The sequence below is a fragment of the Pseudomonas sp. NFACC41-3 genome (assembly GCF_900109505.1).
In the GTDB taxonomy this organism is placed as follows: domain Bacteria; phylum Pseudomonadota; class Gammaproteobacteria; order Pseudomonadales; family Pseudomonadaceae; genus Aquipseudomonas; species Aquipseudomonas chlororaphis.
This window is the reverse complement of the sequence record NZ_FOAE01000006.1, coordinates 507,007-520,832: the sequence shown is the minus strand read 5'-3', so window position 1 is coordinate 520,832 and position 13,826 is coordinate 507,007. Positions and strand designations below refer to the sequence as shown.

Annotated in this window: 13 protein-coding genes; 4 read left to right on the top strand and 9 right to left on the bottom strand. The window is 63.8% G+C overall.

Annotated elements, in window-relative coordinates; translation table 11 throughout:
• Positions 1–47 precede the first annotated feature (47 nt).
• Genes miaA through BMY68_RS26865 form a run of 5 tightly spaced genes read right to left on the bottom strand, consistent with a single transcriptional unit; the run spans position 48 to position 5,675 of the window.
• Positions 48–1,019 (bottom strand): tRNA (adenosine(37)-N6)-dimethylallyltransferase MiaA, encoded by a 972-nt coding sequence (miaA, locus tag BMY68_RS26885; RefSeq protein WP_009041905.1) that lies wholly within the window; start codon positions 1,017–1,019, stop codon positions 48–50.
• On the bottom strand, positions 1,019–2,929 hold the full coding sequence (gene mutL / locus BMY68_RS26880; protein ID WP_085533622.1) for a DNA mismatch repair endonuclease MutL: 1,911 nt from the start codon (positions 2,927–2,929) through the stop codon (positions 1,019–1,021). Before mutL ends, miaA begins: the two co-directional genes overlap by 1 nt.
• On the bottom strand, positions 2,926–4,353 hold the full coding sequence (locus BMY68_RS26875) for an N-acetylmuramoyl-L-alanine amidase (RefSeq protein ID WP_202949036.1): 1,428 nt from the start codon (positions 4,351–4,353) through the stop codon (positions 2,926–2,928). Before BMY68_RS26875 ends, mutL begins: the two co-directional genes overlap by 4 nt.
• Before the next feature lie 3 nt (positions 4,354–4,356).
• Positions 4,357–4,827, bottom strand: a complete 471-nt coding sequence (gene tsaE, locus BMY68_RS26870) for a tRNA (adenosine(37)-N6)-threonylcarbamoyltransferase complex ATPase subunit type 1 TsaE (RefSeq protein ID WP_009041903.1) — start codon at positions 4,825–4,827, stop codon at positions 4,357–4,359.
• Positions 4,815–5,675 carry an NAD(P)H-hydrate dehydratase gene (locus tag BMY68_RS26865; protein ID WP_085533620.1) on the bottom strand — a complete coding sequence of 287 codons (861 nt, stop codon included), beginning with the start codon at positions 5,673–5,675 and terminating at the stop codon, positions 4,815–4,817. Before BMY68_RS26865 ends, tsaE begins: the two co-directional genes overlap by 13 nt.
• A gap of 63 nt (positions 5,676–5,738) precedes the next feature.
• Here BMY68_RS26865 and queG point away from each other — a divergent pair, with 63 nt between their 5' ends.
• Positions 5,739–6,818 (top strand): tRNA epoxyqueuosine(34) reductase QueG, encoded by a 1,080-nt coding sequence (gene queG / locus BMY68_RS26860; RefSeq protein WP_009041901.1) that lies wholly within the window; start codon positions 5,739–5,741, stop codon positions 6,816–6,818.
• Here the strand turns inward: queG and BMY68_RS26855 are convergent.
• Positions 6,800–7,414 carry a trimeric intracellular cation channel family protein gene (locus BMY68_RS26855; protein ID WP_169915460.1) on the bottom strand — a complete coding sequence of 205 codons (615 nt, stop codon included), beginning with the start codon at positions 7,412–7,414 and terminating at the stop codon, positions 6,800–6,802. The two genes, queG and BMY68_RS26855, sit on opposite strands and share 19 nt — an antisense overlap.
• 170 nt (positions 7,415–7,584) lie before the next feature.
• Positions 7,585–8,127 (bottom strand): oligoribonuclease, encoded by a 543-nt coding sequence (gene orn / locus BMY68_RS26850; protein ID WP_009041900.1) that lies wholly within the window; start codon positions 8,125–8,127, stop codon positions 7,585–7,587.
• A 107-nt stretch (positions 8,128–8,234) separates the two neighbouring features.
• On the opposite strand from orn, the gene rsgA reads away from it, so the two are divergent.
• Positions 8,235–9,266, top strand: a complete 1,032-nt coding sequence (rsgA, locus tag BMY68_RS26845) for a small ribosomal subunit biogenesis GTPase RsgA (protein WP_007921400.1) — start codon at positions 8,235–8,237, stop codon at positions 9,264–9,266.
• 86 nt (positions 9,267–9,352) lie between these two features.
• Here rsgA and motB read toward each other — a convergent pair whose 3' ends face one another.
• Positions 9,353–10,399, bottom strand: a complete 1,047-nt coding sequence (gene motB / locus BMY68_RS26840; RefSeq protein WP_085533618.1) for a flagellar motor protein MotB — start codon at positions 10,397–10,399, stop codon at positions 9,353–9,355.
• 3 nt (positions 10,400–10,402) lie between these two features.
• Positions 10,403–11,254 carry a flagellar motor stator protein MotA gene (gene motA, locus BMY68_RS26835; protein ID WP_007921402.1) on the bottom strand — a complete coding sequence of 284 codons (852 nt, stop codon included), beginning with the start codon at positions 11,252–11,254 and terminating at the stop codon, positions 10,403–10,405.
• Positions 11,255–11,420: 166 nt separating this feature from the next.
• Between motA and BMY68_RS26830 the strand changes: the two genes are divergently transcribed.
• Positions 11,421–12,959 carry an HDOD domain-containing protein gene (locus BMY68_RS26830; RefSeq protein ID WP_085533616.1) on the top strand — a complete coding sequence of 513 codons (1,539 nt, stop codon included), beginning with the start codon at positions 11,421–11,423 and terminating at the stop codon, positions 12,957–12,959.
• Positions 12,960–13,002: 43 nt separating this feature from the next.
• Complete coding sequence (rhdA, locus tag BMY68_RS26825) at positions 13,003–13,818, top strand: thiosulfate sulfurtransferase (RefSeq protein WP_085533614.1); 816 nt, start codon at positions 13,003–13,005, stop codon at positions 13,816–13,818.
• Positions 13,819–13,826 lie beyond the last annotated feature (8 nt).

The window sequence follows — 13,826 nt, the reverse complement described above, 5'->3', positions numbered from 1 at the left end:
TGGCTAAAACCGCCCCACCCCCAAGGATAGACGGCAATTGCAAGGACTCAGCTCAATATGGAGACCGTTCCCAGGTATTTCAAGGCGCGTGGCAGATTGTCGCAATCCAGGCTGTCCAGCCAGTGTAAATCAGCCCAGCTGCGTAACCAGGTGAACTGGCGCTTCGCCAATTGGCGCGTGGCAATGATGCCGCGCTCCTGCATCTCGGCGAATGTCAGCTTGCCATCCAGATGATCCCAGACCTGTCGGTAGCCTACAGCACGTATAGACGGCAACCCGGCATGCAGGTCACTTCTAGAACGCAGAGCTACGACCTCGTCGACGAATCCCTGTTCCAACATAATTGTGAATCTTTGTGCAATACGCTCATGCAGTACCTGACGGTTTGCCGGGGCAATGGCCAAGTTCGCGACAGTATAGGGCAATTGTCCCCGTCCCGAAGCGGCTGCTTCAGTACTTTGCGCAGATTGTCGCAGTCTGTGGGCGGTCATGCTCAGGCCGCTGACCCGATAGACTTCCAGCGCCCGGGTCAGGCGCTGCGGATCATTGGGATGAATCCGCGCCGCCGATTCGGGGTCGATCATCGCCAGTTGGTCATGCAAGGCTTGCCAGCCAAGGCGCGCGGCCTCTTCTTCCAGCTCCGCGCGAACCTGTGGGTCGGCCGGCGGCATGTCTGCCAGGCCTTCGAGCAGAGCCTTGTAATAGAGCATCGTGCCGCCCACCAGCAGCGGAATCTTGCCGCGCGCGGTGATATCGGCCATGGCGGCCAGCGCATCGGTGCGGAAATCCGCCGCCGAATAGCTCTCGGCCGGGTCAAGGATATCGATCAGACGGTGTGGAAACTCGGCCAGGATTTCCTTCGACGGCTTGGCGGTGCCTATGTCCATGCCACGGTAGACCAGCGCCGAATCGACGCTGATCAGTTCACAAGGCAGAACCTTGGTGAGTTCGATGGCCAGGTCGGTCTTGCCAGCGGCAGTCGGGCCCATCAGGAAGATCGCTGGAGGAAGCTGGCTCATCAACGACCGCGCAAGAAGAGTTTGTCCAGATCGTCCAGGCCCAGCTGGGTCCAGGTCGGTCGGCCATGGTTGCATTGACCGCTGCGCTCGGTGTTTTCCATGTCGCGCAACAAGCCGTTCATTTCCGGCAGGGCCAGGCGGCGATTGGCACGGATCGCACCGTGGCAAGCCATGGTACCCAGCAACTCGTTGAGGTGCGCCTGGATACGGTCGCTGGTGCCGTATTCCATCAGGTCGGCCAGGACGTCATGCACCAGGCGATTGGCTTCCGCCTGCTTGAGCAAGGCCGGAATCTGCCGGATCGCCAGCGATTCCGGGCCCAGGCGCTGCAACTCGAAGCCCAGGCGCTGGAACCAGCTGACATGCTCCTCGGCACAGTCGGCTTCGCGCTGGCTGACCGCGATCGATTCCGGTACCAGCAGCGGCTGACCACTCAGGCCTTCGCTGGCCATCGCCACCTTCAGGCGCTCGTACATGATCCGCTCGTGGGCCGCGTGCATGTCCACCAGCACCAGGCCCTGGGCGTTTTCCGCGAGGATATAGATGCCTTTGAGCTGCGCCAGCGCATAGCCCAGCGGCGGGATATCGCCCTGAGCATCCGGCAAGGACGCTGCGCCGGATTCCGGCAGTGGCGCGAAGAACTCACGATAGGCGCTTTGCGCCTCGGCCGCCGGCAACACTGGCTGCGGACGCGGCGTGTACTGATACTGATAACCCGCACCCGAGCCAGACCCCGGTGGATTGAACGCCGGCTGGGCCTGCGGCTGCTCCAGCGTCATGTTCGCCGCCAGGCGCATTTCGCCCTGGGGGCCGAACTCGCCAGCCTCGATCCCGCTCGGCCGCACGATGCCAGCGACCGCGGCCGGCGCCGCCAGATGGTCTTCCGGCCGGACATCGCCAAGGGCGCGGTGCAGGGTGCCATAAAGGAAGTCATGGACCATGCGCCCGTCACGGAAGCGCACTTCGTGTTTGGTCGGGTGCACGTTGACGTCGACCACCGCCGGGTCGACTTCGAAGAACAGCACAAAGGTCGGGTGCCGACCGTTGAACAGCACGTCGCGGTAAGCCTGGCGCACCGCGTGGGCCACCAGTTTGTCGCGCACCGCGCGGCCGTTGACGTAGAAATACTGCAGGTCCGCCTGGCTGCGGGAAAAAGTCGGCAAGCCTACCCAGCCCCACAGATGCAGGCCGTTACGCTCGACCTCGATCGGCAGCGCCTGCTCGAGAAAACCCGAACCGCACACTGCCGCTACCCGCCGCGCGCGCGCCACATCATCGTTGGCTTCATGCAGGCTGAGGACGCTTTTGCCGTTATGGCGCAGGTGAAAGGCCACGTCGAAACGCGCCAGGGCCAGGCGCTTGATCACTTCCTGCAGGTGATCGAACTCGGTTTTCTCGGCCTTGAGAAACTTGCGCCGGGCCGGGGTATTGAAGAACAGGTCGCGGACTTCCACCGAGGTACCGACCGGATGGGCCGCCGGCTGCACTCGCGGCGCCATGTCGCGGCCTTCGGTTTCCACCTGCCAGGCCTGATCGGCATCGCGGGTGCGGGAAGTCAGGGTCAAGCGCGCGACCGAGCTGATGGAAGCCAGTGCCTCTCCACGAAAGCCCAGGCTCATGACCTGTTCCAGGTCCTCGAGATTGCGAATCTTGCTGGTGGCGTGGCGCGCCAGGGCCAGCGGCAGATCGTCCGCGGAGATGCCGCTGCCGTCGTCGCGCACCCGCAGCAGCTTGACACCCGCCTGCTCGACATCCACATCGATGCGCTTGGCTCCAGAGTCGAGGCTGTTTTCCAGCAACTCCTTGATCACCGAGGCCGGACGTTCGACCACCTCACCGGCGGCAATCTGGTTCGCCAGTCGCGGGCTGAGCAGCTCGATGCGGGCGCTGCTGATGACTGCGTCATTCATTCCTTGGCCGCCAGTTCTGTACCCGGGATGGTGAGGGTCTGACCGATTTTCAGCTCATCGCTGCTCAGGTTGTTGGCGCTGCGCAGGGTGGCGGCGGAAACCTGATAACGCACGGCGATCATTGCCAGGGTTTCCCCCGGGCTCACGCGGTGGTCGCGAGGTCCCTGGGCAATCTTCCCGGAATCACGCAGCCAGGCGATGTAGGTGCCCGGCGGTGGATTCTGCTGGAAGAACTGCCGCACACCGCTGCTGATGGAGCGCGCCAATGCCTGCTGGTGGCTGACCGTGGCCAGCTTGGACGCCTCGTTGGCATTGGAGATAAAGCCGGTTTCCACCAGGATCGACGGAATGTCCGGAGACTTGAGCACCATGAACCCGGCCTGTTCGACGCGCTGCTTGTGCAGCGGGGTGACCCGGCCGATGTTGCTGAGCACTTTCTGCCCGACGTTGAGGCTGGAAGTCAGCGAGGCCGTCATGGACAAGTCCAGCAATACGCCGGCGAGCATCCGGTCCTTGTCATCGAGGCTGACGTTGCCGGCCCCGCCGATCAGGTCGGAACGGTTTTCGCTGTCCGCCAGCCAGCGGGCCGTCTCGGACGTGGCGCCACGGTCGGAGAGCGCGAACACCGAGGCCCCGAAGGCCGCGCGGGACGGTGCCGCGTCGGCGTGGATCGAGACGAACAGGTCGGCGCCTTTCTTGCGGGCGATCTCGGTGCGGCCGCGCAGCGGGATGAAGTAGTCGCCGGTACGGGTCAGCTCGGCACGGAAGCCCTTGAGGCCATTGATCTGGCGCTGCAGTTCACGGGCGATGGCCAGCACCACGTCTTTCTCATGCTGGCCGCGCGAGCCGGAGGCACCCGGGTCCTCGCCACCGTGACCGGCATCGATGACCACGACGATATCGCGCTTGCCGGCCGGGGCCGGTGGCAGCTTGATCTCAGGCTTGGTCGGCGTTACCGGGACCGCCGGCACAGTCGCGACATTCGGCGCGGGTGGCGGAGTCGGCGCGGCATCGGCCGGGTTGTCGAACAGGTCGACCACCAGGCGATTGCCGTACTGGGCATTGGGCGTCAGGGTAAAACTCTTGGGGGTGACGGCCTTTTTCAGGTCGATGACCACCCGCAGGTCGGTAGGCGTGCGCTGGGCCGAACGCATGGCAGTAATCGGCGTATTCGCCGTGGAGACATTCAGCGGCCCGCCGAGGGTCGCACCGTTGATATCGATCACCAGACGATCAGGGGCCGTCAGGGTGAAGACGCTGTGCTGGACCGGCCCGGACAGGTCAAATACCAGTCGAGTGTTATCCGGTGCCCGCCACAGGCGAACGCTGCGGACCTGTGTAGCGGCCAGAGCGTCGACGGCCAATGCCGTAAGCAACAGTCCTACGACAGCAACCAACGCGCGAATGCGCATACCTAACCCCATCAATTATTTGAATTCCAACGCCAAAGCGGCACACCAGGCCTCGCCACGCGAGCCTTGCGACAACAAATGCAGGGAGCGCCCGCTGTTATGCGGGCTAATGGTAATGGTCAGGTCCGGCTTTGGCAAAAAGCCCGCACCACGCTGGGGCCACTCGATCAGACACAGTGCATCGCCCTCGAGATAATCGCGGATGCCGAGAAACTCCAGCTCTTCCGGATCGACCAGGCGATAAAGATCGAAGTGGAAGGCCCGCACATCGCCAATCTCGTAAGGCTCGACCAGGGTAAAGGTCGGGCTTTTCACCGCGCCGGCATGTCCCAGGCCACGGATAAGGCCCCGGGACAATGTGGTTTTCCCCGCCCCCAGATCGCCTTCCAGAAAGATCACACCCACCCCTTGAGTGACCTGCGCCAGGCGCGCGCCAAAGGCGATCATGGCGTCTTCGTCTGCCAGATACAGGGTTATTTCAGACACGGTGATTGCTCCTCCAGCAACTGACGAATGACCGGGATCAGATCGCTGGCCGCCAGCCCCCGGCCCAATTTACCTTGATGCTCGCCCGCGACGGCATGCAGCCAGACCGCCAGGCAAGCGCTATCGAACGCCGGCATCCCCTGGGCCAGCAGCGCCCCGACCAGACCGGCCAGCACATCCCCCAGTCCCGCCGTGGCCATGGCCGGATGCCCCCGGTCGCAACGGGCCAGGTGGCTATCAGGGCTGGCCACCAGACTTCCGGCGCCCTTCAGGATGGCGACAGCTGTGTATTTTTTGCTCAGTGCCCGTACGGCGGCGGGGCGATCCGCCTGCACCTGCGCGGTGGAAATCCCCAGCAGCCGGGCGGCCTCCCCCGGGTGCGGGGTGATCACGCTGCCCGACGGCAAGGTCAAACCGCCCTTGGCCAGCAGATTGAGCGCATCGGCATCCCAGACCTGGGGCCGCGGCGCATTGGCGGCGGCAGATAAAAGGCTACGCCCCCAGGCCGCCTGCCCCAGCCCGGGGCCCGCCACGATGACCGACGCCTGCTCCAGCATGCCCATCAGCTGGTTGGCCGAGTCGGTACCCAGGGCCATGACCTCCGGGACCCGCGCCAGAGCGGCTGCAACGTGCTCGCTGCGGGTCGCCAGAGAAACCATCCCGGCACCGCTGCGCAGGGCGCTCTCGGCGCAGAGCAGCGCCGCGCCGCCAAAACCGCGATCGCCGCCGATCAGCAACAGGTGCCCGAACTGGCCTTTATGGGCGCTTGGCGAACGGGCAGCCAGCCGCGGTAGCGTGTCGGGCGTCAACGGCTGAATGTCGGGTAAAGGGTGTTTTGTCTGCGGCATGCGTCTTCGGGCTCCGATGTCTGGCAGAATTATACGCACCTCAGCTCCGGTTTCTCTCGCCTCATGCCTGCCATTACCACCGATCTGCCCGCCCTCGCCCAATCGATCAAGGATTGGGGCCGCGAGCTGGGCTTTCAGCAAGTCGGCATCAGCGGCCTGGACCTGGCCGAGCATGAGCAGCACCTGGAACGTTGGCTCGAGGCCGGCTACCACGGCGAAATGGACTACATGGGCGCCCACGGCAGCAAACGCTCCCATCCGGATGAACTGGTGCCCGGCACCCTGCGCGTGGTGTCCCTGCGCATGGATTACCTGCCCGGCGACACCCAGATGGCGCAGCGCCTGGCCCAGCCGGAAAAGGCCTATGTCTCGCGCTACGCCCTGGGCCGCGACTATCACAAGCTGATCCGCAAGCGCGTGCAGCAACTGGCCGAGCGCATCCAGAAAGAAATCGGTCCGTTCGGCTATCGCGCCTTCGTCGACAGCGCCCCGGTGCTGGAAAAAGCCATCGCCGAACAAGCCGGGCTCGGCTGGATCGGCAAGAACACCCTGGTACTCAACCGCAAGGCCGGCAGCTATTTTTTCCTCAGCGAACTGTTCGTCGACCTGCCCTTGCCGGTGGACGCGCCACACGCCACCGAGCATTGCGGCCGCTGCACGGCATGCCTGGACATCTGCCCGACCAAGGCCTTCGTCGGCCCTTATGTACTGGACGCCCGGCGCTGCATTTCGTACCTGACCATCGAACTGAAAAACGCCATTCCCGAAGACCTGCGCCCGCTGATCGGCAACCGGGTGTTCGGCTGCGACGATTGCCAGATCGTCTGCCCGTGGAACCGCTTCGCCCGCCCTTCCGGCGAAGGCGATTTCAAGCCACGCCACAACCTCGACAATGCCGAGCTGGCCGAACTGTTCATGTGGGACGAGGACAAGTTTCTCAGCAGCACCGAAGGCTCGCCGCTGCGCCGCGCCGGCTATGAGCGCTGGCTGCGCAACCTGGCAGTGGGGCTGGGTAACGCGCCGTCGAGCATTCCGGTGCTGGAAGCCCTGAAAGCCCGGCGGGATTACCCGTCAGAGCTGGTGCGCGAACACGTGGAATGGGCGCTGAAGCAGCACGCCAGCCGTCATTGCTCGTCGTTGTAGACGAACTTGGGCATTTCCCAGTGAAAACGGATCGCCAGCAGGCGCAGTAGGAAACCGCCGAACAGGGTGATGAGGATCGACTGCTCGCCAGGCAACTGCAGATAGATGCAGAGCATGTAGCACCAGGCCGCGGCGAACGAGACGCTGGCATACAACTCACGACGGAAGATCAGCGGAATATCGTTGCAGAAGATGTCCCGCAGGATGCCGCCGAACACCCCGGTAATCACCCCGCTGACCGAAGCCACCACCATGCCGTGGCCCATTTCCAGGGCGGTCATGCAACCGATCAGGGTGAACGCCACCAGCCCCACGGCGTCGAGCACCAGGAACAGCGAACGCAAGTGGCGCATCAAGGGCGCGATGAAGATCGTCACCAGGGCCGCAACCGAGGTCAACACCAGGTACTCCGGGTGCTTGACCCAGGTCAGCGGGTAATGCCCCAGCAGCACGTCACGCACCGAACCGCCACCCAGGGCAGTGACGCAGGCGATCAACACCACCCCGAACCAATCCATGCCGCGACGACCGGCGGACAAGGCGCCAGTCATGGCTTCGGCGGTAATGGCAATCAGGTAAAGCATCAGCAGCATGATGGCGGTCCTTACAGGAAGGCGCGCAGTCTACTCAGTTGCTGTCGGCACCAAAAGGGGGCACCGCCTGGAATTGCTGGAGTCCCTGGAGCGATCTATCGCGAGCAAGCCTTGCGCGAACCCGTAGGAGCGAGGCTTGCCCACGATGGCGTCAGACAGACGCCAGCGCACCATCAGAGCTTGATGAAGTGCTTGCGGTAGTGCTGCAACTCGGCGATCGACTCGCGGATGTCGTCCAGGGCCAGGTGGGTACTGCCTTTCTTGAAGCTGTCGCGCACGTCCGGCGCCCAGCGGGCCGCCAGTTCCTTGAGGGTGGAAACGTCGAGGTTGCGGTAGTGGAAGTAGCTTTCCAGTGCCTTCATATGGCGGTACAGGAAGCGGCGATCCTGGCAGATGCTGTTGCCACAGATCGGCGACTTGCCCTTGGGCACCCACTGCTCCAGGAAGGCGATGGTCTGCGCTTCCGCTTCAGCCATGCTGATGCGGCTTTCACGCACGCGCTGGGTCAGCCCCGAACCGCCGTGCTGGCGGGTGTTCCACTCATCCATGCCGGCGAGAACTTCATCGCTCTGGTGGATGGCGATGACCGGACCTTCAGCCAAGGTATTGAGATTGCTATCGGTGACGATGGTGGCCATCTCGATGATGACGTCGGTATCAGGGTTCAGACCGGTCATTTCCAGATCGATCCAGATCAGATTCTGCGGGTTTTGCATGTGTGGGCTCCTCGGCGTAGTTGCGCAGTTTAGCCTAGAGGGACCTGCCGGCGTGCTAAACTCGCGGCCGTTTTACCTAACCGCCGCATTATCGACACGGAACACCAATGGCCAAACGCCAGCTCAATCGTCGCCAAAACTGGCGCATCGAAAAGATTCAAGGCGAACGCGCCGCCCGCGCCGCCAAACGTGAATCCTCTGCCGTGGAAGCACTGGAAGGCGGCGATCTCGGCCCCGAACAGACCGGCCTGGTGATCGCCCACTTCGGTGTGCAGGTCGAGGTCGAGGCGCGCGAGGGCGAACTGGCCGGCCAGGTGTTCCGCTGCCACTTGCGGGCCAACCTGCCGGCGCTGGTGACCGGCGATCAGGTGGTCTGGCGTCCGGGCAACCAGGGTATCGGCGTGATCGTCGCGCAACTGCCGCGCCACACCGAGCTGTGCCGTCCCGACAGCCGCGGCCAGCTCAAGCCGGTGGCCGCCAACGTCGACATGATCGTGATCGTCTTCGCCCCGCTGCCCGAACCCCATGCCAACCTGATCGACCGCTACCTGGTAGCCGCCGAACATGCCGGCATCCGTCCGCTGCTGCTGCTCAACAAGTTCGACCTGATCGACGAGCAGAATGCCCCCGCCCTGAATGCCTTGCTGGCGGTCTATCGTCAGCTGGGCTACCCGGTGCTGGAAGTCTCGGCGCACCACGGCGACGGCATGGAACAGCTGCAAGCGCAGCTGGACGGGCGGATCAGCGTGTTCGTCGGCCAGTCGGGCGTGGGCAAGTCGTCGCTGGTGAACAGCCTGCTGCCGGAAGTCGAAACCCGCGTCGGGCCTTTGTCGGAACTGTCCGGCCAGGGCACCCACACCACCACCACCGCGCGCCTGTTCCACTTCCCGGGCGGCGGCGAACTGATCGACTCCCCGGGGATTCGCGAATTCGGCCTGGGCCACGTCAGCCGCGCCGATGTCGAAGCGGGTTTCATCGAGTTCAACGACCTGCTGGGCACCTGCCGTTTCCGCGACTGCAAGCACGACCGCGAACCGGGCTGCGCCCTGCTCAAGGCCCTGGAAGACGGCCGGATCCAGCAGCAGCGGATGAACAGCTATCGCTCGATCATCGCCAGCCTGCCGGACAGCAGCTATTAATAGGTAGCACCACGCTGAAACAAAAAAGGCCGCGATGATCGCGGCCTTTTTTATCGAGCACTCTTTATACAGAGCCTGCTTTTACCTCACCGCGTGGCTGGAGGCGTAGCTGCGGGTGCAGCTGCGCCTTCGGTCTTCGGTGCGGCGTCGTCGAAGATATTCAGGCGCTCGCGCAGCTCATGGGCCGGCAGCGGCTCCTGCTCTGGCGGCAAGGCATTCGGGTCGACCGGCACTTCGCCCGGGGCGCCCTGGCCCTGGGTCGGTGCCGGGGCCTCGGGAGCGACTTCGCCTTCGATCGCGCGCTGGGCCTTTTTGGTCAGCACCACGATGTCGATACGCCGGTTGATCGGGTTGAACGGGTCCTTGCGATCGAACAGCGACGACGAGGCATACCCCACTACGCGAGCCACCTGGCCGTCCGGATAGCTGCCCGCCACCAGCGCCCGACGCGCGGCGTTGGCACGGTTGGCCGAAAGCTCCCAGTTGCCGAAATCGCCGGTGCCCGAGTAAGGCTTGGCATCGGTGTGACCGCTGATGCTGATCTTGTTCGGCACCGCCTTGATGGTGTCGGCCATGGCCAGCAGGATGTCCTCGAAGTACGGCTTCAGGCGCGCACTGCCGGAGTCGAACATCGGCCGGTTTTCCGAATCGATGATCTGGATACGCAGGCCGTCCGGAGTGATCTCGAACAGGATCTGGTCCTTGAACTTCTGCAATTGCGGGTTTTCTTCGACCTTGTTCTGCAGCTCTTGAAGCAACAGTTCCAGACGCTCTCTTTCCACCTGCTCGGCCATGCTCTCGACCTGATCGGTGTCGACCGTGACCTTGTCCGGCTGCGGCTGCGGCTGCGACTTGATCTCGGGGTTGAGCGTGTTTTCCGGCGCCAGCTCGGGAGAACCGCCCAGGTCGATGATGTAGGGCGTGCCGCTTTCCGAGAAGCCGATCGGGTCCTTGAAGTAACCGGCGATGGCGATCTTCTGTTCCGGGGTGGCAGTGGACAGCAGCCACAGCACCAGGAAGAACGCCATCATCGCCGTGGCGAAGTCGGCGAAGGCGATCTTCCATGCCCCGCCGTGATGCCCGCCGGCAAAGCGCTTGACGCGCTTGATGATAATCGGCTGATTGTTTTCCATGGCTTAGCGACCGCGAACCGCTTGTTCCAGCTCGGCGAAGCTCGGACGGTGCGCCGGGTACAGGACCTTGCGCCCGAACTCCACAGCCAGCGAGGGCGGCATGCCGGAAGCCGAGGCCACCAGGGAGGCCTTGATGGCTTCGTAGACGTTCAGCTCTTCCTTGGCGTCGTGGGCCAGGGAGTGGGCCAGCGGGCCGAAGAAGCCATAGGCCGCGAGAATACCGAAGAAGGTACCGACCAGTGCCGCACCTACGTGCAAGCCGATGGACTTCTGGTCGCCATCGCCCAGGGATGCCATAGTCACCACGATACCCAGTACCGCCGCAACGATACCGAAACCCGGCATGCCGTCGGCGATACCGTTGACCGCATGGGACGGATGTTCGAGGTCTTCCTTGAGGCTGAACAGCTCCATGTCGAACAGGCCTTCCAGCTCGTGGGGAGCCATGTTGCCGGAGGACATGATGCGCAGGTAGTCACAGATGAACGCGGTCATGCGCTCGTCTTTGAGCACGGATGGGTACTTGGCGAAAATCGGGCTGGCGGCGGCGTCTTCAATATCGCCCTCGATCGCCATCATGCCTTCGCGGCGGCTCTTGTTGAGGATCTCGTAGATCAGGCCCAGCACTTCCAGGTAGAAGGTCTGGGAAAAACGCGAACCGAACATCCCCAAGGACTTCTTGAGCACGTGCATGGTCATGTAGCCAGGGTTCGCCTGCAGGAACGCCCCCAGCGCGGCGCCGCCGATAATCAAGACCTCGAAAGGCTGGATCAGGGCGGCAATCTTGCCGTGAGAAAGCACGTATCCGCCGAGCACGCTCGCGAACACGACGATGATGCCGATAATTTTAGCCATAGGTAGGAAGGTACTTACTGAGTCGGGTTCAAGGTCATATTCGGAAGTTCTTAAAACTCTTCTTCTACTTATCGGCAAAACTGCGCCAGACTATAGGCCGTTAAGGCGAAAAGCCAGTTTGGCCCGCTCTGGGCGTGTTTACAGCAGACGATGATTGCGCCCAGCCATGTCTAATGAAACGACAGTCCCAACTACCGCCCCCCACTCCCTCGAATCCTGGATAAAGCTGCTTGACGCGGTCCGCCTGCCGGTACCGCAGGCCAGCCATGACCGGGTCTGCAAAGCCATCAGGGACAATCGCAGCTCGTTGCGCGACATTGCCGACCTGATGCAGGACAGCCCCGCGCTGGCCTTGAGCGTGATTCGCGAAGCCAATCGCCACACCCACGGCAGCATGAGCGAGCCGGCCGAGAACCTCGAGGTCGCCCTCAACCGCCTGGGCCTCGCGCGCACCGAAGAGTTGCTCGCCCGCCTGCCCGCCCAGCCCGAGGAGGAGATCCCGGTCGGACTGCGCCAGTTGCAACTGATCAGCCAGCACGCGACCCAACAGGCCAACGGCTTTTTCGCCGGGCGCCTGGCCAGGCTCTGGCAGGACATTCACTGGGGCAGCCTGCTGTTTCTCTCGCCGCTGTGGCCCTTGGCGCTGACCTATCCAAAACTGCTCGAAGAGTGGGAGCTGCGTGTCGTCCATAAAGCCGAACCGGCCCAGGAGGTCGAGCAGGAACTGTTCGGCGTCGGCCTGCTTCAGTTGGGCCAGGCCCTGGTCGAGGTCTGGCACTTGCCGATCTGGGTACAGCAAGGCTACCGCCTGCTGATCGACGAGCAGGAGCAATTGGTCAAGGCACTGCATATCGCCCGGGACAACGCCCACCCGTTGCACCAGCGACAATGCCTGGATGCCGATCCGGCCCTGCAGCGCTGGCTGAACCAGCCGGCCAACAGCGTGCTGCTGGCCAACGCCCTGGCCCTGTCGGCGCAAGAGTCCTGGACCGGCCCGCACTGCATGCGCTGGCAATACCTGACCAGCCTGTATCTGCAAATGCCAATGGACGAACTGCAACAACAGTTGCACCAGCAAGCCGCGCAGAGTGCCCGGCATCACCGCATGCCCGACCTGTGGCATCCCGCCGAGGCGCTGCTCTGGCCCTGGGAGGCCCGGCGCGTGCATCGCGGCGAGCTCCCGGTTCCCGCACCAACCGCAGAAGACCTGGCCAAGTGGCGCAAGCAATGCAGCGAATTGCTGGTGGAACCCAGCCGCTTCAGCAATGCCATGCACCTGACCACCTTTGCCCGCGACGCCCTGGTGGCGTGCGGCATGCGCCGGGTGATGCTGCTGATGGTCGACCGCACGCGGACCCAGTTGCGCGTGCATCAGATCGCCGGGCTGCCTGCGCCCGCCATGAACCTGGCATTGACGATCAACCAGAGCAGCGTGCTGCAAAGGCTGCTGGACGCTCCGGCGCAAGTGCGCCTGACGCCGACCAACAACGCCCAGTTCTCCGCCCGCCTGCCCGCCAGCCTGCGCACGCTGTTTCGTGGCGAGCACCTGCTGATGCGCTCGGTGCCCAGCAATGGCCGGGTGATCATGCTGATCGTCGCCGACCAGGGCGGCCAACCCTTCTCGGAAATCTCCGTACAGGGGTTCGGCAAGACCGCGCAGTGCATCGAAAAGGCCCTGCACAGCTTTACCAACCGCAGCCGCTGACGCTTGCGCTACAATCCCTCCCTTTGTGCCCTGGAGACCTCACATGCCTGACTTCTCTGGCTTGCCGCTGGTGATCGAGCCGAGCGACCTGCTCCCTCGCCTCGACGCCCGCGAACTGATTCTGGTGGACCTGACCAGCGCCGCCCGCTATGCCGCGGGCCATATCCCCGGCGCGCACTTCGTCGACCCCAAGCGTACTCAGCTCGGTCAGGCACCGGCGCCAGGGCTGATGCCGCCACAGGCAGCCCTTGAAGCCCTGTTCGGCGAACTGGGGCATAACCCGGACGCGGTCTACGTGGTCTACGACGACGAAGGCGGCGGCTGGGCCGGACGGTTCATCTGGCTGCTGGATGTCATCGGCCACTCCCGTTACCACTACCTGGACGGCGGGCTGCTGGCCTGGCTGGCAGACGGCCTGCCGGTCTCGAACGAAGTCCCGACGGCCGTCGGCGGCCCTGTCGCCCTGACCCTGCACGACGAGCCGACCGCCACCCGCGAATACCTGCAAAGCCGTCTTGGCGCGGCCGACCTGGCGATCTGGGATGCCCGCGGCCCCCTGGAGTACTCGGGGGAGAAAGTTCTCGCCGCCAAGGGTGGGCACATTCCCGGCGCGATCAACTTCGAGTGGACGGCAGGCATGGACCCGGCGCGCAACCTGCGGATCCGCAGCGACATGCCGCAGATCCTCGAACAGCTCGGCATCAGCAAAGACAAAGAAGTGATCACCCACTGCCAGACTCACCATCGCTCTGGCTTCACCTATCTGGTGGCCAAGGCGCTCGGTTATCCGCGAGTCAAAGGCTATGCCGGTTCCTGGGGCGAATGGGGCAACCACCCTGACACGCCCGTAGAGATTTAAGGTTTTAA

Bases quoted from the DNA above. Each gene is read 5' to 3' on its own strand.
- miaA (WP_009041905.1), bottom strand. From the start codon at position 1,019: ATGAGCCAGCTTCCTCCAGCGATCTTCCTGATGGGCCCGACTGCCGCT.
- mutL (WP_085533622.1), bottom strand. From the start codon at position 2,929: ATGAATGACGCAGTCATCAGCAGCGCCCGCATCGAGCTGCTCAGCCCG.
- motB (WP_085533618.1), bottom strand. From the start codon at position 10,399: ATGGAAAACAATCAGCCGATTATCATCAAGCGCGTCAAGCGCTTTGCC.
- rhdA (WP_085533614.1), top strand. From the start codon at position 13,003: ATGCCTGACTTCTCTGGCTTGCCGCTGGTGATCGAGCCGAGCGACCTG.
- rsgA (WP_007921400.1), top strand. From the start codon at position 8,235: ATGGCCAAACGCCAGCTCAATCGTCGCCAAAACTGGCGCATCGAAAAG.
- BMY68_RS26865 (WP_085533620.1), bottom strand. From the start codon at position 5,675: ATGCCGCAGACAAAACACCCTTTACCCGACATTCAGCCGTTGACGCCC.
- motA (WP_007921402.1), bottom strand. From the start codon at position 11,254: ATGGCTAAAATTATCGGCATCATCGTCGTGTTCGCGAGCGTGCTCGGC.
- BMY68_RS26830 (WP_085533616.1), top strand. From the start codon at position 11,421: ATGTCTAATGAAACGACAGTCCCAACTACCGCCCCCCACTCCCTCGAA.
- BMY68_RS26875 (WP_202949036.1), bottom strand. From the start codon at position 4,353: ATGGGGTTAGGTATGCGCATTCGCGCGTTGGTTGCTGTCGTAGGACTG.
- orn (WP_009041900.1), bottom strand. From the start codon at position 8,127: ATGCAAAACCCGCAGAATCTGATCTGGATCGATCTGGAAATGACCGGT.
- queG (WP_009041901.1), top strand. From the start codon at position 5,739: ATGCCTGCCATTACCACCGATCTGCCCGCCCTCGCCCAATCGATCAAG.